This is a genomic window from Paenibacillus shirakamiensis, assembly GCF_017874255.1.
Lineage (GTDB): Bacteria > Bacillota > Bacilli > Paenibacillales > Paenibacillaceae > Fontibacillus > Fontibacillus shirakamiensis.
In genome coordinates, this window is record NZ_JAGGLD010000001.1 from 1,464,829 (window position 1) to 1,490,203 (window position 25,375).

At 43.3% G+C, this 25,375-nt stretch carries 18 protein-coding genes; 2 read left to right on the forward strand and 16 right to left on the reverse strand.

Features of this window, described 5'->3' with window-relative positions:
* Positions 1–252: 252 nt before the first annotated feature.
* The 12 genes from J2Z69_RS06580 to J2Z69_RS06635 all read right to left on the reverse strand — a co-directional run bounded on the left by J2Z69_RS06580 (position 253) and on the right by J2Z69_RS06635 (position 15,484).
* Positions 253–1,875, reverse strand: coding sequence for a copper amine oxidase N-terminal domain-containing protein (locus J2Z69_RS06580; RefSeq protein ID WP_209860262.1), 1,623 nt, complete (start codon positions 1,873–1,875; stop codon positions 253–255).
* A 167-nt stretch (positions 1,876–2,042) separates the two neighbouring features.
* Positions 2,043–2,705 (reverse strand): NAD(P)H-binding protein, encoded by a 663-nt coding sequence (locus J2Z69_RS06585; RefSeq protein ID WP_245338974.1) that lies wholly within the window; start codon positions 2,703–2,705, stop codon positions 2,043–2,045.
* 16 nt (positions 2,706–2,721) lie between these two features.
* Positions 2,722–3,570: a hypothetical protein gene (locus J2Z69_RS06590; protein ID WP_209860263.1), complete on the reverse strand. Its 849-nt coding sequence runs from the start codon at positions 3,568–3,570 to the stop codon at positions 2,722–2,724.
* 24 nt (positions 3,571–3,594) lie between these two features.
* On the reverse strand, positions 3,595–3,882 hold the full coding sequence (locus J2Z69_RS06595) for an antibiotic biosynthesis monooxygenase family protein (protein ID WP_209860571.1): 288 nt from the start codon (positions 3,880–3,882) through the stop codon (positions 3,595–3,597).
* Between the two features lie 110 nt (positions 3,883–3,992).
* A complete protein-coding gene (locus J2Z69_RS06600; protein ID WP_209860265.1) occupies positions 3,993–7,928 on the reverse strand; it encodes a PAS domain S-box protein in 3,936 nt (1,311 codons plus the stop codon).
* 212 nt (positions 7,929–8,140) lie between these two features.
* Positions 8,141–8,602 carry a flavodoxin gene (locus J2Z69_RS06605; protein ID WP_209860267.1) on the reverse strand — a complete coding sequence of 154 codons (462 nt, stop codon included), beginning with the start codon at positions 8,600–8,602 and terminating at the stop codon, positions 8,141–8,143.
* Between the two features lie 252 nt (positions 8,603–8,854).
* Complete coding sequence (locus tag J2Z69_RS06610; protein WP_209860269.1) at positions 8,855–9,640, reverse strand: DeoR/GlpR family DNA-binding transcription regulator; 786 nt, start codon at positions 9,638–9,640, stop codon at positions 8,855–8,857.
* A gap of 40 nt (positions 9,641–9,680) precedes the next feature.
* Entirely contained in the window at positions 9,681–10,775 is a 1,095-nt protein-coding gene (gene phnW / locus J2Z69_RS06615; RefSeq protein ID WP_209860573.1) for a 2-aminoethylphosphonate--pyruvate transaminase, read from the reverse strand.
* 2 nt (positions 10,776–10,777) lie between these two features.
* Positions 10,778–11,575, reverse strand: coding sequence for a phosphonoacetaldehyde hydrolase (gene phnX, locus J2Z69_RS06620; protein ID WP_209860271.1), 798 nt, complete (start codon positions 11,573–11,575; stop codon positions 10,778–10,780).
* 16 nt (positions 11,576–11,591) lie between these two features.
* On the reverse strand, positions 11,592–13,313 hold the full coding sequence (locus tag J2Z69_RS06625; RefSeq protein WP_209860273.1) for a putative 2-aminoethylphosphonate ABC transporter permease subunit: 1,722 nt from the start codon (positions 13,311–13,313) through the stop codon (positions 11,592–11,594).
* Positions 13,310–14,368 (reverse strand): ATP-binding cassette domain-containing protein, encoded by a 1,059-nt coding sequence (locus J2Z69_RS06630; RefSeq protein ID WP_209860274.1) that lies wholly within the window; start codon positions 14,366–14,368, stop codon positions 13,310–13,312. Before J2Z69_RS06630 ends, J2Z69_RS06625 begins: the two co-directional genes overlap by 4 nt.
* Positions 14,369–14,401: 33 nt before the next feature.
* Positions 14,402–15,484 carry a putative 2-aminoethylphosphonate ABC transporter substrate-binding protein gene (locus J2Z69_RS06635; RefSeq protein ID WP_342591555.1) on the reverse strand — a complete coding sequence of 361 codons (1,083 nt, stop codon included), beginning with the start codon at positions 15,482–15,484 and terminating at the stop codon, positions 14,402–14,404.
* Positions 15,485–15,735: 251 nt separating this feature from the next.
* On the opposite strand from J2Z69_RS06635, the gene J2Z69_RS06640 reads away from it, so the two are divergent.
* Positions 15,736–17,040, forward strand: a complete 1,305-nt coding sequence (locus tag J2Z69_RS06640) for an NCS2 family permease (RefSeq protein WP_209860278.1) — start codon at positions 15,736–15,738, stop codon at positions 17,038–17,040.
* Positions 17,041–17,144: 104 nt separating this feature from the next.
* Here J2Z69_RS06640 and J2Z69_RS06645 read toward each other — a convergent pair whose 3' ends face one another.
* The 3 genes from J2Z69_RS06645 to J2Z69_RS06655 form a co-directional block, all read right to left on the reverse strand.
* On the reverse strand, positions 17,145–17,357 hold the full coding sequence (locus J2Z69_RS06645; protein WP_209860280.1) for a hypothetical protein: 213 nt from the start codon (positions 17,355–17,357) through the stop codon (positions 17,145–17,147).
* Between the two features lie 163 nt (positions 17,358–17,520).
* Entirely contained in the window at positions 17,521–18,531 is a 1,011-nt protein-coding gene (locus tag J2Z69_RS06650) for a copper amine oxidase N-terminal domain-containing protein (protein ID WP_209860282.1), read from the reverse strand.
* Between the two features lie 104 nt (positions 18,532–18,635).
* A complete protein-coding gene (locus J2Z69_RS06655) occupies positions 18,636–18,809 on the reverse strand; it encodes a hypothetical protein (RefSeq protein ID WP_209860284.1) in 174 nt (57 codons plus the stop codon).
* A gap of 147 nt (positions 18,810–18,956) precedes the next feature.
* Here J2Z69_RS06655 and J2Z69_RS06660 point away from each other — a divergent pair, with 147 nt between their 5' ends.
* Positions 18,957–19,922, forward strand: a complete 966-nt coding sequence (locus J2Z69_RS06660) for a methyltransferase domain-containing protein (protein ID WP_209860286.1) — start codon at positions 18,957–18,959, stop codon at positions 19,920–19,922.
* Positions 19,923–19,952: 30 nt separating this feature from the next.
* On the opposite strand, the gene J2Z69_RS06665 is transcribed toward J2Z69_RS06660, so the two are convergent.
* Positions 19,953–25,322, reverse strand: a complete 5,370-nt coding sequence (locus J2Z69_RS06665) for a beta strand repeat-containing protein (RefSeq protein ID WP_209860288.1) — start codon at positions 25,320–25,322, stop codon at positions 19,953–19,955.
* Positions 25,323–25,375 lie beyond the last annotated feature (53 nt).

The window sequence follows — 25,375 nt, forward strand, 5'->3', positions numbered from 1 at the left end:
CCTCTATTCTAATTAGCAGGAGCCAAAATTACAGGTGTACAATTCTCTAATATAGGGATAATTATTTCTTATTCCATTCACAATTCGATAGAATACTGTCTATAAATTAAGCTTATTACCTGGTCTTAAATACATTTAAGTCTATTACTGTACTAAAATACCCCACTAAACTCCTGTTACAAAAAAAAGCTTTCTCCACTTGTCTGGAGAAAGCTTTTTTTATGTTTTTAAAAGATTAGTATATAAGTACTATTACATCGATTTAGTCAAATGAATTTGACCCGCATCAAAGTTCACATTCCATCCAAGCAATTCTGCAATGAAACGAACAGGGACTACAGTTCTTCCATCTTTGTTTACGATAACTTTAGCTCCTACTGATTTACGCATACCGTTGACTTCCATGAAATCTTTATTAATCCAGAATTTCAAAGTGTCGCTACCAGCAGTTACCCATACGGATTGAGTCTTGGCATCATATTGTACGTTAGCGCCAATACCTTCTCCTAAGTAACGAAGTGGGATATAAGTTTTGTTCATCCACACCATTGGCATAGTATCCATCATCGTTACTTTACCATTGATTGTAAGGGATTTACTATTCAGTTTCATCCAAACCGATGATTCTGTTGGCATTGGAGTAGGGGTTGGTGTTGGCATTGGAGTAGATGCCTCTTGGAACTTGTCATTGAACTGGTTCACAATCGCATTACTTAGCGCTTGACCGACACCAAACATTGTTTTGAATCCTTCACGATTCGTAGCATAAGAACCTTGGAAATCATTTGCTGCATATTTGTCTAATGTAGTTTGCACTTGACCTTCATGTGTACGAAGGGCAGGCAGACTTGCAGATTTAGGCAAGTTTTGAGCTGTAGCCGTATCAAGGAAGTTCGCAAATTCTACGGTAAATCCATCAATACGTTGTTTTACAGCATCACGTTGTTGTGTATTTCCACTCTTCACGGCATTTACATAGTCGCTTTGAGCATTTACGTGATTTGTAGTCCAGATTCTTTCAAATTCGTTCGCACCGTCTTTACCGTAAATGGATGCAATCGCTGCTTTGAAGTCAGCGGTATTGCCACCTTCAGCTGCAATTAGATAAGTATAGTCATTGCGGCCATCGAATTGTTTTTGCATCTCCAATGCAGAAAGTGCAAAGTGTTCGGAAGCCAAGCTATTCAGTGCTGATCTAAGATCTGCAGCCTTAGTATCGGATTTCGTATTATTAAATTTCTCAGGCATTTGAGTAACAATTGCACCTGACAAGGCTTTACTTATTTTGAACATGGTCATATATCCTTCACGATAAGCAGCATAGGCATCTTTATAATCACCAGCTACATATTCATCAAATGTCTTTTGGACTTGATCTTCATGAAGTCGAATGGCATCTTTTGCTGCTTGCTTAGGCAGATTACCTGCTGTCGCAGTTGCTAGGAATGTGGAGAATTCATCCACGAATCCTTGTACTTGTTGCAAGGCTTTCTCTCTTGCTTCTTTGTTGTTCATTTTTGTTGCTTTTACTAGATCGTCTGTATATTTGTTATGAGCGCGGAAGATTCTCTCAAATTCAGCGCCGCCTTTTTCACCATAAAGGGATGTAATTGCAGGTTGCATATCCAGTGCATTTTGATCCAATGCTTTGTAAGCTTCTTCAGCATCTTTGGAGCCATCATAAGCTTTGGTCATTGCTGTAACAGCAAGCGCAAAGTGTTCTGATAATAAATGGTCTAGATTAGCTCTCAAATCGGCTGCTGGTGTATTCACCGTTGCGCGAGTCGCTGCTGCGGCTCCTACCTGTGCTGGTAAAGCGGCTGGTAATACAAGGGTTAAACCAAGTACGGGTATGGCTAATGTTTTCATCTTCATGATCATTTCACTCCTTCAGAATGTGTTTTCATCTTTCTCATAGTATGGAACGCACACTTTGGAATTTTGGATCACTCTAGATTACAAAAAAATATAAAAGTTTTTTTAGGCGACAAAAAACCGTATTTGGAAGTGTCCTGTTCGACATCCGAAATACGGTTGTATAGTTAGACTATCGTCAGTGGATTCCCTTCATAAATAGAAGTCCCTATTCTTGAAGATTGTGCAGCACGTACCATAGAGCCAGCTACATCTTGAACGCGAATAGGTTTGTATTTAGATAAAGGTCCCATCATTAATGGCGAATACAAGGGGCTCAGGAGGCTAGCGATCCGCTCCCCTAACCTAAATTCTGTACGGTGAGCCAACAATAATGAAGGTCGGAAAATATGCAGCGAATTGAACTTTATTCCTTCCAAAGCTTGTTCCATTTCACCTTTTACCCTAGAGTAGAAGATTTTGGAGGTAGGATCTGCTCCTACTGCTGAAATCACGAAGAACTTACCGACATGCTGCTTGGAAGCCATCTCCGCTATAGCTTTAGGGTAATCATAATCCACACGTCTGAATGCCTCTTGTGATCCAGCCGTCTTAATTGTAGTTCCTAAACAACAATATACTTCATCGACTTGAAACTGTGCAGTATACTGTTCCAGTTGTTCAAAACTTACAATAATCTGTTCTAACTTGGGATGAACAATACCCAGTGGGGCTCTCACGAGTACCCGAACTTTCGTATATGAAGGCTGATCTAATAGCATTTGAACAACTTCCCTACCTACCATTCCACTTGCTCCAGCCACTAAGGCTATTTTACAGTGCACACTCATGACCCTTCCTCTTCCTCTAACTAAAAGAATAGCTCGGACTAATCTGTTCCAATCGGTTCAACTCTTCCGCTGAGATTTCACCCAAATCCTCCATTTGATGCGTCTGAAGCTGATATCTATGAAGAGTAGGTTTGGAGGAATCATCGATGCTTACGAAATCAAAGAAATTCCCTGTGGCTCCCCATAAAATAACAGGGGTAGTCATATACAGTACGGGAGAAGGGATATCTTCCAGCCTCCGCAGTTCTGGATCGAATAATGCTATAGAACTTCGTAAATTATTACCATACGCTAAGGCTAGACGACTTCCTTTTGGGGACCAATTATAATCGTCCACGGTATCTACATTCCCTCTGCCATTGCGACTTAGATAAGTATTGAGATCATAATACTCACCTGTTTTTTGGTTCACAATCGTTAACGAATACCCCTCAGCCGTCTGGACATGAATTGCTAAAAATTTATGATCTGAGGATAATGATAAAGATTCTAATTGAATAGGATCCTTATAATCAACCTGATGTTGCGTGCTTCCCTGCTTAATAAGTAGCTTCTGAACAACGAGTTGATTATTCTCTGCAAAAGGTGCGCGCTCAGCGCGAACCTGAACATCCCCTTCGGACCACGTTAATATTGCATCTTTCCACTGTAACTGAGCTTTGGGACTGCGCTGATAGTAAGTCGTTTGCTCCTTGGCTTCTGGTTGCACTGGACTCTTCTCTACTTTAGAAGATTCTAAGGGTGGACTGATCTGCTGCTTAGTATCCGATACTTCTTGGGGCTGCTTATCCGCAGAAGAAGATTCGCATCCACCTAGGAGAAGGGCAGCTGCAATTAATACAAATATTCCTGTGTTCTTACTCATCTATTGCCCTCCCACAGATCTAGGTTAAATAAGGGTAAAGTGCTCTACAACGGGAAATGGATCATAGAAATGATGCAAGAGTCTCTTCCATTCCTGATATCCTTCCGATTCACGAAATCCTATAGTATGTGATTCCATGGAGTCCCATTTTACAAGTAGTATGTATTTATGATCATCTTCTATACAACGTCTAAGCTCGTGAGACTGGTATCCTTCTATAGAAGCTATGATCGGAGAAGCTAGGCGAAAGTTCTCTTCGAACTGTTCTACTAAACCTAGTCTAACTCGCAAAATAGCTACTTCAAGTACCACAATGAACTGCCCCTTTCGCTTTACATAAAAGTATACCATGATTAAAGCGACGCTTGTCCTGCTTTCCCTAAAATTAGAATGGATCGAACAAGTTCGATCCATCTTAACGCTTATTCTCTATTTAATCGAATCCCCTTAGAATAGACCTCTAAAATCCGTTCCACCTCAGAGATGTAGACTGGTTTGGAAATGAAATCTTGCATCCCACTCGCTAGACAAGCTTCCTTATCATCATTTTTAGCAAACGCAGTTACCGCAATAATGATGGGGTAACGTTCCATACCTTCCAACTGTCGGATTCGCTGCGTAGTCTCAAGACCATCCATCTTAGGCATCTGGACATCCATAAAGACTAGGTCATACGGGTCAGATTGCACAGCTTCCAAAGCTTCAAATCCATTATGCACCACGTGAGCCTTGTACCCTCGACGTTGGAGAATTGCCTTCAAAAGCTTCTGATTAATCGGATGATCCTCAGCAATCAAAATGTTCAAAGGTCCATACTTTTCCGTGGCTGGAGATATGCTAGATATGCTATCCATGCACGGATCAGAATCATCCATATAGTCCTTGTTCTCCTGGTCTTCATTCATAAGGGTTAAGGATGTCCCTATCATAGAAGTAGGACTAGATAATACTTTATCTAGATGATCATTATCCGAAATATAGGGGTTAGTCTCCACTGTAAATGTAAATAACGAACCTTGCCCAGCTTCACTATCTACGCCTATGGAACCTCCCATAAGCTCAACTAATTTTTTGCTGATAGCTAGACCTAGACCAGTTCCTCCATATTTTCTGTTGATGGCAGGATGAAGTTGTGAGAAAGATTGGAACAATTGACCCTGTAATTCGTTTGGTATACCAATTCCCGTATCTTTCACTTTAAATTCTATAATAATTTGGTCTGCATCCGTCAACGGAATAGCTCTTACTTCAATAGAAACTTTACCTTTTTCCGTAAATTTAACAGCATTACTTACAAGATTGATGAGAATTTGCCGCAACCGAACTTCATCACTCAATACCACATTAGGAACAGAATCATCGATAAGCCACTGTACATCCACTTTTTTCTCCGTTGCTTTCAGTAAGAATAGATCTGTAACTGATTTTACAATCTGCTGAATGTCCACTGGCTCTTGATTCAGATCCATTTTACCCGCTTCAATTTTGCTGAAATCTAGAATCTCATTCAGGATGTGTAACAAGCTGTCACTGCTCTGAACAATAATGTCGGTATACTCTCTTTGTTCTTCATCCAGCTCTGTATTCGATAGCAGTCCGGTCATCCCAATAATACCGTTCATCGGTGTTCTCAGTTCGTGACTCATGATGGCTAGGAACTCTGATTTAGCGCGATCTGCTTGCTCTGCGGTTTCTTTAGCTCGAATAATCTCCTTCTCATCCGTCATATCTCGGAATACGATAACTGCACCGCGTAGCTCTCCGTTATCTACAATCGGACTCACTCGATATTCGGTCAGGAAGCTGGCACCATCTTTTTTCCAGAAAATATCTTCCTTGCTCTGATGCCAGCGCCCCTCTCTCACCGCTTGATAGATCGGCATCTCGTACCTGCCGTAAGAAGATCCATCCAAGCGTGTCTGCTGTATGGTATCCAAGAGGAACGCACCACTCACTTCATCTAAACTTAAACCTAACATGTCTGCTGCTGAAGGATTCATAAACGTTGTTCTGCCTTCAATATCTACGCCAAAGATCCCTTCTGTCACAGCATTCAGAATTAATGTATATTCCCGGCCTAACCGTTCAATCTGCTTAATGTAATTGTTACGATCCGTCACATCACTAGAAATGCCATACACTCCAACCACTTCATCGTCAACAATGATCGGAATATTGGCAACCGTAATGTCGACTAAGTGACCCTCTTTATGGAGTATAGAAATTTCATAATTCTGTGGATATCCTTGCGTAGCTAGCATGAAATGATGTTGTGTCTTCGCATCGAATTCTTCAGGAACCAAGGGTCCGAAATACATACCTATAAGCTCAGCTAATGTGAACCCCGTAAGTATTTCAAGGTTCTCATTGGCCGTTAAATAATCACCGTTCAAATTCATCGAATAGACGGCTGCAGGGTTCTGATCAAACAGTGACTTATATCTGCTTTCGCTTTCCTTCAGCAGTTGTTCCGATTTTTTTCGTTGCGTGATATCTGTAGATATACCGTATACCCCAACAGTCTGATGGTCCACAATAATAGGAACAAACGTCATACGGATGTCAACGGGTTCTTGCTGTAGAGTTAGTATACAAATCTCAAAAGTTCTGGGTTCACTGTGCAGTAGAACGTCCTCAAAATGACGATTCAGAACGTCCCTATATGCCGGATCAATAAAGCTAGATAAAGTCTGGTTCATTAAATCTGCTGCTTCACAATTAAATAACTCTACAATGCTGCGATTCATCGAAGCGATATGGCCTTCACGATTCAGTGAGAATACGCCATCAGGATTATATTCAAATAAAGATCGGTAACGACTTTCGCTTTGTTGAAGTCGCTCTGCAATATGAATACGATCTGTCACATCTCTAGATATCGCAATGATCTCCTCAACGTCTTGTATCGGATCATAAGCAAAAATGGAGGCCGTCTCAAACCATATATAATGTCCATCTTTACAGCGGTACCGATATACAACCGTGTCCGAGCCCCCCTCAGACTGTTTGCTTTGCAAATAAGCTGCTACCGAAGCAACATCGTCTTCATGAATGAAACTCAGTCCTGACTTACCGACCATTTCTTGGGGTTCATATCCAAGCATAGGAAGAGATACGTCCGACGCATAGAGGAAAGTAGCTTGTTCGTCGGCTTTGTGTCGCGAGATAAAATCCAGCGAATTCTCGGATATAAGTCGGAAATGCCGCTCGCTTTCACGAAGCTTGTTTAGAATTTCCTTGTCCTCTGTAACATCTTGTACCATACCCACAATTTGTATGGGCTTGCCTGTAATCATATCCACTTCTGTTCGCCAACGAGATACGATCGATCTCCGTTCTCCCTGAGCATCCTGAATATGATATTCAATTTCTCCTGAGTCGCCACGTTGAACAGCGTCTTTCAGACTATCCCATACCTGCTGACGCTCCTCAGGCACAATACAATCACATAGTGCTACTAATGCGTCGTTCTGCTTCACAACATGATTGAAAATCCTCAAAAATTCATCCGAATATATCACCTTGTCGTTGAGGACATCCCAATCAAATGAGCCCACTTTAGCAATGCTTTGTGCTTCATTAAGAATGGTCTCAAAATGCACCCGATCCGTAATATTACGGGCAATAGATAACACTTTCTCGATCTTACCGTCAGCATCACGCACAATTTGCGAAGATACTTCCACCCATAAGTAATGGCCATCTTTATGCCGAACTCTTCTTTTATAAATGTCATGATCAGAATATAGACTATCCTTCTGTATCATTTCAGTTGCATCGTCTAAATGATAATATGTAGCGCGATGCTTGCCGAGCATCTCCTCCGGGCTATAACCAAGTAACGCCTCTGTAGAAGGAGATAAGAAGTTTAATATACCCTCTTCTGTACTGACCGAAATCATATCCGGGGTATTCAAAGTTATTAATTTATACATATCCCGATTATATTCTAACTCTTTTTCCGTCTCTTTTTGTGCGGTAACATCCTGCACCTGAGCGACTCTATATAGAGGAGATTCGTTCATCTCATCGTAGATAAGAAAGATGGACAACCTCGCCCAAATCACCCGTCCTGATTTATGCACATAACGTTTTTCAATAGTTATACTTCGCTCCGGATTGGACCTTAACTCCTCAGCAATGTAGTCATCGGGAGTGGGCTGATGATCCTCACCGTAGGTAATCCTTGAGGTATCCATGGTTAGCAATTCCTCTTCGGTGTATCCCACCATCTGGCAAAATGCTGGATTCACCATTAAGTAGTTGCTATTGTCCAGCGTCAAAATTACCGTACCTATGGCTGAGCGAATATACAATTGTTTGAAAATATCTAACTGCCCCGTTAAGGATACACTCACAAATAAATCCTCCTTAGAATCACAACACGCAGTGCTAAATCTCTAACTCATAGTATAGCTCAAATTCCCTTTGAATACGATGTATGACCTTATCATTACAATAAAGAGAATATGTATCTTTTGTATATCAATATAAAAAAGGAACCCTTATATAAAGAGTTCCTCATACTAGTATTATTATGTCCGTGCATAGGCCCGTGCATAGGCAACTATTAGCAGACTAATCCTGCCTTGTTCAACTTGGCCGCAAGACTTAAACCAAAACGTTCACACTCTTGCAACTGAAACTCACTTGGGGTCCGGTCTATTTTCAGACTGAACATTGCCATTTCTACACCGCAGTAGACTAAGCGATCTCGTAATTGATCTACAGCTGCGGCGAACAGATTATAGGCTAGATCTCCTGAGCCGAATACAGCTCCGCGAATCCCTTGAAGATTCAGATTCTTCATATCACGGTAGAAGGGTAGATATTCATCTGGCAAGTCGCCTTCTCCCCAAGTATAACTTCCAAGCACTATACAATCATAGAGTACAAGCTCTTGAGCTGACGTATCCAGCACATCTTTAAGTACGACTTCAATGCGCCCTTGCTGTAAGCCTTCTACGATGGATTCGGCCATTTCCAATGTATTACCAGACATACTTGTGTACACTACAATTGCCTTACGCATACTCAAAGCTCCGTTCTATAAATGAAATTGTAGCAAAGTAATCCTTTAGGAGTCACAAGGCAATTCAGCTCTAAATAATTTAAAGTTTCAGGAGATCAACTCTTAGTGAACTGCAAATTCTTTCGATAATGATAATCATTATCATAAACTTATATGATTTCCCTTTCCTTGTCAATTCTTATCTCTTTAACCTATATAAAAAAAGAAGAACCCCATTTCTCGGGTTCTCCTTCTGATCTCAACAATGATCACTCATCTTGCAACAACCCAAGTCGTGCCCTTCTTTTTCAGCACTTCTTCCCAACCTTGCGGAGGTAGCGTATCACAGATAATCTGATCCACCTGCTGTAAACTCGCCATTTGATAGGGGGAAGTTACTCCAAGCTTAGAGCTATCCGTAAGTACAATCGTCTCAGCACTATTACGTATAAATACCCCAGCTAACATAGCTCGATCCGCATCGAAGCTAGTGATGCCGCGATGTGGAGTTAATCCATCAATGGATACAAAGGCTTTGTTAGGAAAAAGCCCCGTCATCATCGCTTCTGCCATCGATCCCGAACTTCGATAATGCTTCGATACAATACGTCCACCGATAAAAATGATCTCCCCCATGAACATATCCTTGTTCTGATATTCCATAAGTAAATTCAGACCAGAGACGGAGTTCGTAATAATCGTTACATTTTCTTTGTAGCGCAAAAAGTGGATCATCTGGAGTGTGGTAGACCCATCATCGATAAAAATAACATCTTGATTCTCTACCCTACTCGCGGCTTCTCTCCCCACACGTTGTTTTTCTTCGACGTGAATCACCTCACGCTGGCCATGAGGCAGTTCTTCCCGTTCCAGACTCATCTTAACTGCACCGCCATATACCCGGCGAAGTCGATTTGTGTCTTCAAGTTCTTCCAGATATTTGCGTATCGTCTCTGAGGAGACGCCAAGTGTAGACACAAGCTCTGTCGTTCGAACTTTTCCTATATCATTAATCACGTTCAATATATGCTGTTTGCGTTCTTCTCCCACCAAGGACATCTACCGGCCCTCCTTTACATCAACATTCCTTGCTTTGGAATTACCAAAATCGATTATCTTCAATCACCTGTAATAAACGTGTTATGTCTTGAGCATGGATCTCACCAATATTACCTATGCGGAAAGTATCTGCTGTACTGATTTTCCCAGGATAGATGACAAATCCATTATACTTAAGACGCTTGTATAGCTCATTAAAACTAAATAGACCTGACGCGGGGTACGTAAAGGAAGTGATGATTGGTGACTGATGCTCGCGTGCCAGAAGTGCGGGATAGCCAATACACTCCATACCTTCAACTAGTAGAGCTTGGTTGTACTTATATCGAGCAGATCTTGCTTCAATTCCGCCTTCTTCATCCAGTTCCTGAAGGGCTTGATCGAAGGCACGCACCACGTGGGTAGGCGAAGTATATCTCCACTTTCCATAACCAGATTCCATATTAATCCATTGGTCATACAGATCCAGAGACAGGGTACGCGCTTGACCCTTACACTGCTCAAGCTGAGATCTGCGAGCAAGAATGAACCCAAAGCCAGGAACGCCCTGAATGCATTTATTAGCGCTGCTAATTAAGTAATCGATATGTAGTGCAGGAATGTTCATCGGAATTCCACCAAAACTACTCATCGCATCGACAATTATAATTTTGCCCAATTGATGAAGGACAGAAGTGATTTGTTCTATGGGGTTTAGCATCCCGGTCGTTGTCTCGCAGTGAACCACGGCAACGTGGGTGATGTGTGGATGATTACTTACATACTGTACAACTTGCTCTGTATTCACGGGAGAAGTCTCACCGAAATCTAATACCAAATGGTTGATTCCGTAGACTTTAGCCATATCCGCGATTCGCTGGCCATATGCACCATTCGTTAGAACCAATAGCTGCCCATCCTTTGGAATGACTGTGCTAATCACGGACTCCACACTGAACGAACCGCTACCTTGCATCAGAACAGTTGTATACTTTTCTTCCGAAGCGCATGCAAGATGCACAAGACGAGTACGGATACTCTGGACCAATTGATTGTAATCGGTATCCCATGTACACCAATCGTTCAACATCGCTTCCTTAACGGTTCTTGAGGTCGTTAGAGGTCCAGGAGTGAGTAGCAAATAAGGATTTTCCATACTCATGGTCGATCTCCTCCTGTCATACGCTCATTAATCTCATCAATAATCCGATCCAATTCACCAATTTCCTCGATAATGTAGTGAGCACCTGCCTCGGCTAATCGCTGAGCAACTTCAACCTTGAGCAGATGAAGCTGGCCTGGGTCCATCGTGTTAACATCCGTTTGAGATAAACCAAGTTCGCTGCTTCCTAGGACAACGCCCACCGTCCAGCATCCTGCATTTACTCCTTCAAGCATATCACTTACGGTATCCCCTGCTTTGACAATATGATGCATAGGATATACGCCTAACACTTCAGCATTGCGATAAATCATCCAAGGATAAGGACGTCCTGCCGCCACTTCATCCGGTGCAGTTAAAACATCTGGTGCATACCCTTGCTTAGCGGCTGCCGGAGCTACAATATCCATCATCGCCCGTGTATACCCCGTAGTCGAACCGATCTGAATTCCCCGTGAACGCAATCGATGGGTCAGATCAACTGCACCCGGAATTGGTTCTGCATACTGATGAAGAATCGCGAATAGTCTAGGTTCGAAATCACGATAAAGAGCATCGATATCTTCCTCACTAGGGACTTGCCCATATTTGTCATGCCAATGACTTGCAATACGATCCATTTTGCACATCACGCTAATATGTTCACGCTTTTGAAGACCCATAGGAATTCGGGCCTCTTCGGAAGTCACTTCAATTCCTTTGGCTGCGAATACTTCAATGAACACTTGAAGCGGAGCGAAGCATCCATAATCCACCATGGTCCCTGCCCAGTCTAACATTACTGCTTTTATCATCTTGTGTCTCTCCTTTTTATCGGTTCTGCCAAGCAGAAGATTTTTTACGGATTTGTCTCGTTGCTAATTCATAAATCATTCTAACGGCCATGTTCGTGAGCACAATAAGTAGTGACATCGCTGCGGCTGGGGCAATATCGCCTGCATCCTCCATATTGACAATCGAGATGGGAGCGAGCTTCAAGTCGGCTGCATATAAGAACATGACGGCGGATACGGTTACCATGGAATTAATAAAATAGTACATGCCCATTTCCAAAATAGCAGGCAAGCAGATGGGAACTGTAATGCGGTAGAATGTTTTGTAAAAAGGAACCCCTAAAGACAAGGAGGCCATCTCAATTTCAGCATCCAGTTTCTTAAGCGCACTTGTGGCTGTAATGAACGCAACGGAGTAAAAATGAGCTAAGTTGACTAATACGAGAATCCATATGGTTCCGTAAAGCCCGTGCAAAGGGTTACTTGGCTGATTGAAGAAAAAGATATAAGCAAGACCGAGCGCCAAGCCCGGTAGCGCTAACGGTAGAATGGACAGAAAATATCCTATCTGTCTCAGCAATTTATAGCCGTTAATCTTTTCAAGTAGATAAGCTCCAATGAACGTGGCCACTGTACCCACACATGCTGTCCAAGCCGCGACTTGGATGCTGGTCCAGAACGGTTGCAGTCCTTCCCCTGCGGTCTGACTGAAGTTGAAATGCGCCCATGTAAAGGACATTTGATAAGGCCAAGTCTTGATAAAAGCAGCCGCAAATACGGTAAGGATAAGTAAGGTAATAGCTGCGCTGACTAGACAGCAAAAGATAAATAGCAGTGCATCGCGCATTTTATGTGGACGAATACGGTATGGCATAGATTTAGCATTCATCGTACTCTTCTGCTTCCGTTCTACGATTCGATCCACAATGAAGGCTAATATCGCGGGAATCGTAAGAATGATACCTACTGCTGCGCCCATCGACATATTTTGCTGGCCGATCACCTGCTTATAAATGTCTGTTGCAAGAACATTGTATTGACCTCCCACAACCTTAGGAGCCCCAAAATCTGTAAATGAAAGGGTAAAGCAGACAAAGAAAGACGATATAAGTCCGTATTTAATGTTCGGTATTGTAACGGTAAGAAACGATTTAATCCTGCTTGCTCCTAGCATCTCTGCTGCTTCGTATAACTGTTGATCAGCAAAAGCCAATGAAACTAATAAAATCAAATACGCTTGAGGAAAGGTGTAGATGACTTCCGATACGATAATGCCAAATGGGCCATATAACTCCACATTCCAGCTGAACGGAAGATGTCCGAAAAACCCTGTTGTAATTAGTCCCTGATGCCCAAATAAATAGGTCAGTCCGATTCCATGCATCATCGTGGGAGCGAATAAGGGTAGCATTGCAATCGATTTAAAGATTCTTTTGCCCCGAATGCCTGTACGCGTCAGAGCAAAGGCAAAGACCAACGCAAGTAGCACCGATATACACGCCGTCGTAAATGACACAAAACTTGTGTTTTGTAACGATTGGACAAACGCACCCGTTTCGAAATACGTAGTAAAATTAGCAAGTCCAATGTACTGCCCCTTCGCATTGACAAAAGCTTTACTAAATAAAGTAAGTAGAGGTGCCAAGATGGCTATGAATAAAGCAACAATTAAGAGGAGTAGACTTAGCCGCTGAATCCAGGCCTCTTTCCCTCTGCCCTCTTTCCAACTTCTAGGTAGCACTTCACTCATCGTTCTCATGCCAGCACCCGCTCCACTTGAGGTGAACCAAAGTTCATCAGATGTTGGTGAGGGAGTTCTACGTAGATTTTCATCCCTCGCTTCAATTGTTGTTTCTTAGCCGCAGCTACGGGAATGTCTGCGACAATCTGCACGTGACCCCTTTGAACTGAGTTCGTTTCAATATCTAAGGTCAGACTTACTCTATAAAATGCGCCTCGGAATTCCATTTCAGAGATCCAAGCTGCCTTACTCTCTCTAGTCGGACTGACGCTAACTATTACATGCTCCGGTCGAATCGCTAGTTCAGTAGTGCGATCATCATTGTAATGATTCACATGATCGTTCTCCACAAAATTCACTGCACCTATAAAGTCAGCTACAAATCTACTCTTAGGCTGTTCATATATTTCCTCAGGTGAACCAACTTGAATAATGTTGGCATGGTTCATGACCACAATCGTATCCGCCATCGTTAACGCTTCTTCTTGATCATGGGTAACCATAATCGTTGTCATTCCTAGATCTTCATGCAGACGTCGAATCCCTTTACGCAAACGCTCACGCACTTTGGCATCTAGTGCAGACAGAGGCTCATCTAACAATAAAAAATCGGGAGAAAGAGCAATGGCTCTCGCTAAGGCTACACGCTGCTGTTGTCCCCCGCTTATCTCAGCCGGGTACTTATCCGCTACATGCTGCAAATCTACCATGGATAACACTTCATTGATTTTGTCTTTAAGATCGGATTTCGACATCTTCTGTTCTTTTAATCCATAAGCTATATTTTGCTTAGCTGTGAGATTAGGAAATAGGGCATACGACTGGAACATCATTCCCGCTTTGCGTTTAAAAGGGGGCAGAGACGTGATGTCTCTACCCTCTACGGTAATGCTCCCCTGGTTCGGAGATTCCAGACCTGCAAGAATACGAAGAAGTGTTGTTTTTCCACAGCCACTTGGACCTAACAGACAGACAAACTCATTCTTGTGAATATCCAAATTAATATTCTCAAGTGCTGAGAATGCACCGAAAGACTTGTGTATGTTGGAAATTGATAGGTATGTGCTTGGCATAGGTTTACGCTCCTTCTTGTACCCTAAGAGTGTCTAGCTCTTGGGTTCGCTTTTTGCATCGTAACGTTTGGTCCACTCTGCAAGTGTAGCTTCACGATTTTTAGCCGCTTTGTTCAGATCCACCTTAATCAACTGGCTCATAGGATCTTTGGTATATCCTTCAGGAAGTGTTTTGGAATCATTTTTAATAGAGATGATGGCATAGTTTTCGTTGTATTGTTTCATAGGCTCTTCGGAAATGGCCCAATCTAGGAACGCTTTGGCTTCAGGCTTAATCGTAGCCTTTTTCACTAGAGCATTCGCTTCAACATCCCAGCCTGAACCCTCTTTAGGGAATACCACTTCAATAGGAGCACCCTTCTTCTTCTCCTCAATCGCACGGTAACCGAAGGATAATCCGATTGGATACTCCCCTGTTCCCGCAAGCTTTGCTGGCTTAGAACCGGAATGTACATACATCGCCATATTCTCATTCAATTTGTCCATGTATTTCCATGCTGCATCGTCACCCATCAGTTGCTGAAGGCCGTTAACCGTTAAGAATCCTGTACCTGAAGAGGCTGGGTTCGGCATAACAATTAGCCCTTTATAAATTGGATTTAACAGATCTTGATACGAACGTGGAATCGGTAGATTTTTCTTCTTGAGTTCGACCGTATTCACAGCAAATGCTGTTTCCCATGCATCGATCCCTACCCAGTGTGTAGGACTTTGGTTATCCTTGAACTCTGGCAACACCTTTTCTACACCTTTGGGAGAGTAGGGCTCTAACATGCCGTTCTGGTCTAACACAAGTAGACTTGTAGCAGCGGTTCCCCATACTACATCGGCAACTGGATTATCTTTTTCGGCAAGCAACTTCGCTGTGATCACACCTGTGGAATCCCGGACAATATTTACTTTGACATCCGGATTCGCTGACTTATACGACTCTAAGTATTTAGCAATGATGTCATCTTCAAGAGCTGTGTATACCGTAATCTCTTTACTAGCGGAAGCTTTACTCCCCGTATCCGTTGAAGCTGCTGCACTTTTACTATCCTTCGAGTCACCACATGCTGCGAGAAAAGAAACCATCATAACCACTGTTACAAGTAGACCCATCCACTTCTTCACGTTCATTTCTCCTCCGTTACAAATAAGTTTGGTTGTACCTGCTTACAAACCCTAGTATAAAAACGAATTATTATGTACATATCAAAACCATGTTAATAGATTGTTTTTGTTTTGTTTTTATTGGTTTTAATTGTTTTTGCAAAGTAAACACAATAAACCACCTACATTTTATACTTGCTCCTTGGGCAAGCTGGAAGGTATGATTACTCTTGCTGTATAGCGCTAGTCATAATTATAATGGAGGTTATTTGTTGAAACGTTCACATCTACTAACCCAAACCCTTGGGTATACGCCAGGACTGCATGACTGGAAGAAGGAGCTAATCTCAGGACTTATCTCGTACTTCTCTGTCGTATATATTGTCATGGTTAACGCCGCCATCTTGAGTGATGCCGGAATGCCTTTACAAGCGGCTATGGTTGGGACTTTGCTCACATCCATTGCTGGATGTCTGCTTATGGCCTTCCTTGGTAAGTCTCCTATAATTGTTGTGCCTGGAATGGGCATCAATGCATTCTTCACCTATACTTTAGTACATTCGATGAAGCTTAGTTGGCAGGAAGCGTTAGCTGTCATTACGGTTGCCGGCGTGCTGTTCGCTATCGTAGCCTTCACTTCGTTGTATAAGACGATTAGTGAAGCGATTCCTCATAATTTACAACATGCGATTAGCGTCGGGATTGGTCTGTTCCTGACTTTTATCGGACTACAAAAAAGCGGCATTGTTATTGCGCACCAGACCACTTTTGTAACCATAGGACATTTCAGTGATCCCAGTGTCATAACAGCATGTGTAACTTTATTGTTAGCGCTTGTTCTGTTCGTCCGAAAAGTAAAAGGAGATCTATTGATCAGCATCTTGGTTGGGACTGGACTTGCTTATGTCCTAGGGGCCATGCACCCCTCTGCCATTAAAATCGAAGGGAAACCGTTAGAACAATACGGACAATTATTTGGGCATTTAAGCTTTAGCTCTATCGGTTCGATCGCATTCTGGATTGCTGTGTTTCTCCTTCTCTTAATCATTGTGTTCGAGAACATTGGCCTGATTGGTGCCCAGACAAGAATGATCGAAAGACCTGAGACATTCAAAGGAAGCCTGCGCGCCCTTTCCCTGTCCAATATATTTGCAGGCATCTTTGGTAGTAGTCCAACTGTAGCGGCCGCGGAGACCACAGCGGGTATAGCAGCAGGAGGAAGAACAGGCATGTCTACCTTATTTACAGCGCTTCTATTTGGGGCAACGTTCTTCTTCATTCCCCTACTTACCTATATTCCGGATAGTGCGATAGCTCCCGTACTGATTATTATTGGAAGCTTAATGGTTCAGAATTTGAAAGATATGAACTTCACAGATTTCACGGAGGCTTTTCCCGCCTTCCTTCTCATGGTCATGATCCCTTTCACATACAGTATCGTGGATGGCATGGCATTTGGATTCATAGCATACCCCGTAGCCAAGCTCGCTGCAGGTCGCGGGCGTGAAGTTAGACCTGTGATGTATGTAATTACATCTCTGTTTGTAGCCAACTTCATCTTGCATGCTTTTATGTAAAAGATATAAAACAAAGACGATGCCACGTAGGCATCGTCTTTGTTTTTCTATTCACCGTGTATATCCCTTTACCATAAGCAACTTATCAAAATATTAAAATATATTTAGTCTTTCGCCGCATGAAATATTTTTTCAAAAAAATCATGAATTTTCTGCGTAAATTCCGGGGTTTCCACATAGTATCGTTCATTGATTTCCCCCGAAACATAATTCAGTTTCATCTGACCATTCTGATAAAGCTTGAATCCATACCTCCATCCCGGACTCCGTTTTTGAATCGGATTTGGACGAAGCTTGAGATCTTGGATGCTACTCAAAAAATATGTAAAGTCGGCGTACAACCTATGAGTCCAGTGATTAAGAGGCCTCCAATAAACAAACTCCAAAACCATCTTTTCATAGATCTTATGCCTCCAATTAGCCAAAAAAAAAGTGCAATTTTCATTACGAAAATTGCACTCTCTTGATGAGGATCTGTTATTAGTTGTTAGCAGGCATTACTACAATTTTTAGAGCCTGACCCATTGGTGGAAGGCTACGCGTCAAAATCTGAGAATAGAAGCTCAATACTTCTGTTCCTTTAACTAACTTGGAAGCTTCCACAGTCTTGCCCGATTGATCGGTAATGACAGTATCTTTGCTAATAACAAGTGCTACTTCTTTCGGAGATAGCTCAGTTAGTCCGTTCCCTTTAACTACAATTTTAACGGATTGATCTTCAAGGGAGACAACCTCTTCAATGGTACCCGAAGTACCAATCAAATCGGATGAGACCTCTGAAGTTACTTTAATATCATAAGCTGCGCTTTGTGGAGGAAGGCTTAAAGTGGTTGCCATAGAATGCATGACGTCTACACCTTGACCCAATTTAAGATCGGATAACGCAATTACTTTGCCATCTTTATTCTTAAGTACCGTGTCTGGTCCAATATTCAGCACCAGACCATTTGGGCCATAGCCATTAATTTGAATCGATGTATAGGCATCTTTGCTGTTGATTGCTGTAATAACTCCGTGAGCTTGTACTTGTTGCTGCACGTCTGATGCCTCCTTGCCGATGATGATGGTTTGTTTGTCTGTGCTGAGTTCCTGATGTAGGACTTTACTTACGAACGATGCAGGTACATATACTTTACCGTTCGACATTACAGGAGCTGCACCTAAAGAAATACTCATTTTATTTACAGTATATCGGTCTTCCCCTAGTTTCACCAGCGTCCACAATTGATCTTTAGTTACTTCGGCCGCCTGCTTCTTCGTATTCCAAAGTACAGTCATGCCAAGTGCACCTGCTACGTCACGTAAAGGAATCATCGCTTCTTTGCCGGATACTTGATAACCAAGGCCGGAGAGAAGGATTCCGTTCACACTAATTTTCATTTGTTGTGAAGCTACCGTCTGTGAGATCGGCACGGCTTGTTGCACTTCTGCAAAAGCTGTCGTGCTGCCAAGGACCATTGAGAATGCTAATACGGCGATTACTTTTTTCATATGCTGGTTCATTTTAAATTCGTCCTTTCTAGATGTAAAATTAGCCAATCTTATTCACAGACGCTTCAATCTCTTAAATTGTTGCACGTGCTTGGAATAATATTCTATACATTTCTTATTATTCTTCCTTTATCGGTCTGTCTTCCCGCGGCTTGTACATGAACGATTCGACTTCGGCTCAGTTCGCGATGAAGGTGCCTACCCCGGTTCAACTGACGTGCCCACGGTTGTCTAGATGCTGTGCTCGAGATATGGCGTAATGAAATTCTTCGATTCATCTGATTTCACCCCCTAGACCCTGTGTCTTGGTGTCCATAATCTAGTCTATGATCTATATAGAGGAAGGGCATGGATATCTACCTAGAGGGCTTACAAATTCATAGGGTGGGTTAAAGCATATACGCTCCTCCCTATCTCTGAATAGAATGAAGAATATTGCTATTGAAAGAAGTGACGTGATGAGACTCGATCTCGGCTGTGGTTCAATCAAACATGAGGGCTGCATAGGAATTGATATTTTGCCTTATCCCGAAGTGGATGTAGTCCAGGATTTCAACCTCCCCTTACCTTATGCAGATCAAAGCGTTGACTTTGTCATGGCCTCGAACAGCTTGCAGTATTCCGATAATTTACAACAGATGATGCAAGAACTCTACCGTATCTGTAGACATGGCAGTACCGTATGTATCGTTGCGCCTTACGCCCATGTAGCCGCCCACCTCGTCAATCCTCATTTCAGACAACTCTTCAATGAACATTCCCCAAGATACTGGACTACGCATAATGAATTCTATGTAGACCCGGAAGAATACCGATTATCGGAACAGGAAGGCTGGTCGTTAATCACTTCAGAAGATCCCAGCTCCCCTGCTGAGATCGACTTCCGACTGCTTCGAGTAGAGTTCTTTTATCTTCCTCAATACGAGGGACTTTACGAAGACGTAGAACTTAGTTTGTTGCGTCAAAGTCAAATGAATGTAGCTTTCCAAGTGATGTTTCATTTACTGGTGGTCAAAGAGGACATCTTGGATGAAGAGATCCGCTCTCGTAGCGCACAACCCCAAGAGGAACCTAAATACATTGAGCATCATCGATTCAAAACAAGCAAACTTGAAGCTTCCGATCCGTTATATTATATCGATCATATCTCTTCTCTTCAGACGGCCCCCCTCCAAGTTCAATCCCCTGCACCCTCCTTGCCTGAGACGGTAGATAAGCAGTCGCTAAAAGTTCAGACTCGAACCGTAACTTCCAAACGTCGCTCGCCAACCTCCAAGACAAAGAAACCTACCTCTCTGAGAAAACAGGTGAAAAAACATATCTCAAGTACAAATCGGCCTGCGATTAAAACTGCTCCGCTCACACGCAAGAACAAAGCGAGAGTCCGCTAAGTTGCGGAATCTCGCTTTTCGTCAATAGCTCTATTCCTCTTGTTCAAACACTTGGACAACCGATCGATTAGATACCTGACGAATAGTACTCGAAGCTCCGTACTGATAACTCACGCTAGCTTGATTAAATAATTTGCCCCCAATAGGTTGGCGAATGATGGTAACTGCAAAATCAACTTGTGCTTGTGCTCCGGGCTGTACATCACCGATGGTAATCCCATCTACCAAACTCGACGTGACCGACAGTTGCCCATTAATACTTAGGCTTCCAGATAAGAATCTAGATTCATCCTGAAGAATATCCGTTACAACCACATTATTGGCCGGGGCCGTACCTGGATTACTAATCGTGAGGTTGTACCTTAGCACACTTCCGACTTCGACTTGATTCGTAGAAGACGATTTGGCTACAAGTATCGGAGGCTGTTGGACTGGAATAACAATTTTATTAGATAAAACTGCAGTTTGTGGATTGCTTGGTGCACCAACAGGTTGATACACGGCATTTATTTGATTAATCATGTAGCCAGCAGGAGGGACTCTAAGCACTAAAGCTTGGAAGCTAACTTGAACTGAAGATCCTGGATTAATCATGGCGACAGGGATACCCGAAAGGGGACTGACTCCGGTCACAGCAACACCATCAACAACGACGCTACCCGGAATGAATTGGATTCCATCTGGCAAGGGATCGGATACCACAGCCGCCCCCGCTACATCTCCACTATTCGTACCGATGACCGTGAAGGTAATTGTACTTCCAACGAATACTTGAGAAGCGTTTGTCGTTTTGGTGAAGGTAAGATTCGGTCCATTCGGGGGTACAACTGAGCCAACCACAATCTGAACCTGGTTGGATGAAGATTGCAACGGAATACCATTTTGCTGATAGGCAGCTGTTGCGACATTCGCAATGGTTGTTCCTGCTGACCCTGTATTCGCAGTGATTTGGAACGTGATGAGAGCAGACTGACCCCCATTGAGAATCCCGACACTAACCCCTGAAGCCGGATCGGCATTGGGTTGCGCAATCTGATTGACCGTAACACTGCCTGTAACCAATGTGGTGTTCACAGGAATGATGTCCGTAACAACGGCATTCGTTATCGCATCTACACTTCGATTAGTGAGCGTGAGCGTAAAAGTAACGACGCCTCCGACCTGAACACTAGATACATTAGATAATTTCACAAGAGCTATATCAGGGCTGCCTATCGGTGTAGTGACAGAATTAGACTCTGCTGTACCGGGTACAACCGTGCCATCTTGTAAGACATAGCTAAAACCCGCCGAAGCTGTATTGATAATTGAACTCACACCAGGAACTGCGGATACGAAGACTATAAATGTTACCGTTGTTGTACCCCCCGGCGCCAGAGTCCCTAACGAAACTCCATTCTCAGGATTGACCCCGGGCTGGTTCACTCCATTAATGGATACGCTATCTGCCCTAAAACTTGTTCCAGGTGAAATCGGATCGATTAATGTTACCGTTGCCTCTACATTTCCTGTATTAGATACGACAAGTGTATAAGGTATTAAATCACCGGGTAACGCGGAAGACAGCGTAGTGGATTTGAGTATGGTTAGGATGGCTTGTTGATTCGTAATCGGGACAGGATTAGAAGTCGTAGTTACTAGAGTTCCCTCTGCTGTAAAGGTTGCGCTTGCCTGATTCGTTATGTCCAACACTGGACCTGTTCCCGCGTCACTTACGCGAACTTGGAACGTAACAACGATAGTACCTCCCCCAGGGAGAACACCGATATGGATTCCAGCGGTCGGCACTGCATCCGCTACTGGGCTTCCGCCCACCGTTACACTTCCAGTTACGAATGTTGTTCCATTCGGTATATTATCCGTAAGCACATAATTCAGCACATCGACGGATGTATTGTTAGTCGCTTGAAGCGTATACGTTATAATCGTCCCTGTAGTTACAGCGGTCTGATCCGCAGTTTTTGTTAAAATGGTGATGTTATCCGTGACGACTTGAACAGTAACTACATTTGATGCGGAGGTGCCTGAGAGACTTCTTCCATCTGGTGGAAAGTAGTTATAATTGGCTATCGCCTGATTATTATAAAAGGGTGGGTCAGGCAGTGCTATAATTATTGTCTGAAAGGTAAAGGAAACATTGAATCCGGATACGCCATCCTCCCCCGGTCCTCTCCGTGTTAGTGGAATAACCGTCCCGATATTGATTCCTGTATTCGGATCGGCTCCCTGCCAGTAGCTTCCATCAATGAGTACACTATTGGGTACAAAGGTATTTCCGGGAGGTAACACATCGGTAACAATTACATCCGCATTGTAATTACCTAGGTTTGAGACAACTACAGTATACGTCACCACATCACCGATTCTTACCACCGTAGGATTTGCAGACTTGTTCACGAATAAGACGGGCTGAATTACAGGTAGATTCACGAAATTGGACAATGAGGTCCCGGTAAAGGTTCCCGAGGTAAAGGTTACAGAGGCCTGATCTGTTAAAAGTAATGGAGTCGGTACAGGGGTCGGAGCTGCTAAGACTAGCACAGAAAAAGAGACGGCAATCGTCTGGCCCGGAGCAATTGTACCGAGCGGTATGCCAACTGTAGGGTCCCCTGCACTAGCAATTCCGTCCACAAGTACGCTGCCTTCTACAAATGTAGACCCTGTTGGAATATTATCCATCAGTACTACATTAGTTGCTGCTAGCCCCTGCGTGTTCGATACATTTACCGTATACGTAATCACATCCCCCGGTACGGCATCCACTTGGCTCGCAATTTTCAGTAAGGTTAAATTGTTGGACGATATGGGTACCGTCACGATATTTGAGCCATTAGATCCATTGATTACTCTTCCATCTGGGGGCGTGAAAGTATAATCGGTCACTCCTTGATTCGTTACCGTACCTGTAGGAGGCTGGCTGTCTATCGTCACTTGGAAGGTAACATCCACATTCCCTCCCGCTGGTACAAGGCCTAGAGGAATGCCACTATTAGGATTAAACGCCGGCTGAGAAACCCCATTAACTTGCACACTGCCCGGTACGAAGGTTGTTGTTGGATCAATCGGATCGGTAAATGTCGAAGTGGCTCCAATATTACCTGAGTTCGTTATGGTAATTTGATAAGTAACTGTCTGGCCCACGATAGCCACAGGAGTCAATGTCTCTTTAAATGTAGTAATGATTGGTTGATACACCGGAATAGTAATGGGATTTGAGAATGAAGCCCCCTGAAATGCACCACGGCTAAAGGTCACCTGACCTACATCCGTTAAGGTCGGAGGATTAGGCAAAGAGACAACCAGTACATTGAAGGTTACGGTAAAAGAAGCTCCTGACCCTATTGCACCCAATGCAAATCCCGTGTCTGGATTTGCACCAGGGACAGGGATTCCGTTGACCATTACACTGCCTGCGACGAATTGTGAACCTGCGGGCGTAGCTTCACTAAAATTCAAGTTCGTCAAGAAAGCCCCATCTTGATTCGCTATCACGAAGGAGTACGTAATGATATCCCCCACGACCGCATCCGCTTGATTTGCTGTCTTAGTAATTGAAAGCTCTGGTATAGATACTAGAACTGAGACTGGATTAGATACTACGGAGCCTGGAATCACTCTTCCATCTGGAGGTTGGAACGTATAGTTAGCTGTACCTTGATCCACCAGATAGAACCCAGGGGGCTGGGCTGTTACTAAGGTCTGAAAGGTAATCGTAACAGAACTCCCTTGAGCTACACTTACAAATGAGATTCCACTAATAGGGTCCAGTGTTGGCTGAACCACTCCATCTACAGTAACACTGCCGGGGACAAACGATGAACCGCTTGGAATATTGTCCGTCACGATCGTGGAAGTGTTAATATTCCCTGTATTTGTAATAAAAAGAGTATACGTAATCGTATCTCCAATGAGAGCATTGGTTGTATTTGCTGATTTTACAATTGAGACATTCGGCTGATAAATAGGAATCGTAACGGAATTTGTCGGAGCTACCTCATTAATGATGGGACCGCCAGGTACTGTCGGAGCTGTATATCCCACCTTTGCTTGGTCAAATAAGCGGGGCGGTGAAGGAACCGAAGTGACGTTAACTTGGAACGTTACCGTAGCCGATCCTCCAGCAAGTATTGTACCAATGGGTATTCCCCCAACGGGATCTGTACCGGGTTGCGGAACTCCATTAACGGTAGCACTATTCGCTACAAAGGTACTTCCCTCAGGAATGTTATCGAATAAAATGGCATTGGTAGCATCAGACATAGATGAATTGCTGACCTGAACGGTATAGGTTATCGTATCTCCAACTATGGCATCATTTTGACTCCCGCTTTTGACTGCATTCAGCACGGGTGTATTAATGTTAATTTGGAGACCTACACTATCAATTAGATAACCATCTCCATTGGTAGTAAGTCTTAGAAATCCTTGTGTCTGTGTATTTATGAGCGTGCTACTAATATCCACATTTGTAATATCCCAGCCTTGACGCCCCCCACTAATATTGGTACCCGGCGTTCCATTAATCTGGTTACGCGTACCAAAAGTTCCCGAGGTGTTAAGCACTCCATTATCTCCATTGATCTGGGATGCAAAAAAATTGGTTGCGAAGTTATTAGGTCCCGATAACGGAACAATGGTAGCTAGGGTTGGACCAAAGAGAGCTTGATCACCCGTTTTATTCGCATCACCTTCTTGTGCACTGAATAGAGCGCGGCCTGACAAAGGGCCTTGAAAAGGCGTAGCAAATCCACTAATCGCCATCGTTACCGGGCCGGATGTTGCTTGAATCACGTCCGCGGTAACCCTCAAGCTCATGTTCCGCAGAGGTAAACTCGCATTAGCATACACAACACCTAGCGTCCATCCCGCATGGTTCGATGTGGGGTCAGGAATCACGATAGTACCTACTACTCCGCCTGTAATATAAGTACCGGCCCCTCCAGCTGTTATAGCCGCTGTGACATCCGCCGATCTTACATACGCATAAGTGTTTGGAAATTGAGCCGAAGCTGGAGATAGTAACACTTCAAAGCTTGTAGCACTGTCTGGCGTGACCAATAAAGAGCCTGCTGGCGTAGTTAGACTTACTGGATTATTAATAAAAGCCGTTAGATCGACTCCATTATCAATATACGTCCCACCCCAAATCAACTCTGCATAGAGGACGGTACTTCCGGGTGGAAAAGCCAGCACTGCCGCTGAACTATTTAGTGTATATTGATTCGTCGTACCTGGTGGATACGTTCCCAATTGTGACGATGTATTCGTAGTTATAAATGCCCCAATACTATCCACTGTACCTGGCCGTCCCTGGGTTTCGGATCTGCTAAGACCTAGAGTATTGCCCGTATAAGTCATGGCCCCGTTTGCATTAATTACGTAGCGTTCAATGAACGGCATAGTACACCTCCCTGCACAACTTTCACATTGTTAGTTTTACTTATGAATCAAAG